Below are 1,587 nucleotides of genomic sequence, written 5' to 3' on the forward strand. Positions count from 1 at the left end.
TAGCTCCACGTTCGGAACAACAAAATTAAGCTCTAACCGTCCTTTGTCTCGATGCTCTACCCAAAGGCAAGAGTACTGATCCGCTTCCAGCCCTGGTAACAACGCTTTTTCAAAACTCGACATGATGTGATCTTTGGCCTCTCTAGGGAGATCGAATTCTTCAAAGGACAGCACACCAGACGTGTATTTTTTTGCATAAGGACTCGAATCTATCAGCTCTTGAACCTCACTTGGTGAGCCTCTATCGAGTGTGGCACCCTCTCGATCTCTCTGCTTACCAAGTAAATAATCAACCGGACCAGAGCCTTTACCGACACCACGAGCGTGAAATTTAACAATCATGAACGGGAATACTCCCGTTTTAAATCTTGCAACGTTCGTTCAATGTTCATCAAAGCAGAGACAACCTGAATACGATCCACCGGCTTCCAGTCTTGGGAATGAATCGCTCGAGCAATTTGATTGAGATTGTTACCCATACCGGCTAACTGACGAAGCAACTTAGGGTCAACTTTAGGCACGGCATGAGCACGGGAAACGGGCGCATCGAGACAATGCGATCGCATCCACTCAGCAAGTCGAGGTTTAGAGCTTCGCAGCAATAACGCTTCATGCTCTAAAGCCGTCACTCTGATCTTAATTTCTTTAATTCGTGGCTCGGACATAGCAACACTCTCAAACATGAAACCGCATCGAGGCCTTCGCTCGGAACGAGGGAATGACTCGGTGTGGTCAACTGGGGTAAAGGGGGCGTTAGCGCCCCTTTCCAGCTCACAGGGGAACCGTCAGGAACGAAGTGACTAGAGGGGACGCTGTGTATGCTGGCTTAGTATGAAGAAAGGCGATAGCACAAGCCTAAAAAAATAAGCTATTGAAAAGGTTATAACCCACGTGGGTTAGGAGCGACAGTGCCACCATTTAGATAGGGTGAAATGCCGCTTGCTCGATGCTCGGACGCTTCGCTTACTCGCACACTGCGCCGAGCGGATGAGGTAAGCGAAGACAGAAGAGTTGGTGCCGAAATTGCTTATTTCGGCTGCGCCGACCCCTACCCATTTCGACTCTATTTTGAGTGATTTAGGTACTGTCTATGGTCGCTTTCTGAACTAAGGATTTCTCCCCTTATTTCGGACTGCCCTGCGCTGTGTGTAAAGCTTTCGCCCCCGTTCCAGTCACACAACACTAATCAGTTATTCCTTTTCCGCTTGTCCCCTCTAGCAGCTACAAGGGGCGGATTTATCGAGCTTGGTGCTTAGTTCTGATTAGTGCCTTTACCTCTCACCTTTGGAACATCCCTTGGTCGGTGAGTGATGCGCGTCGTGCTGTCCAAAACATCTTGATTCCAAACAGAGTGCAGAAATACTCTTGAAGTGCTTACTTGATATGGTCTATCATGGAAGGACTTCACGGCCGTTCAAACCTGTGAGTATTCCGAAATAAACCAGCTTCCTACGGCTGGTTTTTTCACATCTGGGGAAAGAGATTAATCCTAAAAGCATTTGATCTCAAATGGATCTTCGTAAGATCTTTTATTCCATAACAATAAAGCCTCCCCATGGGGAGGCTTTATTGTTTCTGATAGCTTCA

Annotated in this window: 1 protein-coding gene and 1 pseudogene; both read right to left on the reverse strand. The window is 47.4% G+C overall.

What is annotated here, in order from left to right:
• A pseudogene (locus R7Z50_RS24100) lies at nucleotides 1-342 on the reverse strand (relaxase/mobilization nuclease domain-containing protein); the annotation flags it as partial.
• Nucleotides 339-665, reverse strand: a complete 327-nt coding sequence (locus tag R7Z50_RS24105; protein WP_169654078.1) for a MobC family plasmid mobilization relaxosome protein — start codon at nucleotides 663-665, stop codon at nucleotides 339-341. The pseudogene R7Z50_RS24100 and the gene R7Z50_RS24105, both read right to left, overlap by 4 nt.
• Between the last annotated feature and the right edge of the window lie 922 nt (nucleotides 666-1,587).

The organism is Vibrio sp. 1249-1 (genome assembly GCF_033340495.1).

Excerpts from the sequence above, each read along its gene's own strand:
- R7Z50_RS24105 (WP_169654078.1), bottom strand. The coding sequence starts at position 665 with ATGTCCGAGCCACGAATTAAAGAAATTAAGATCAGAGTGACGGCTTTA.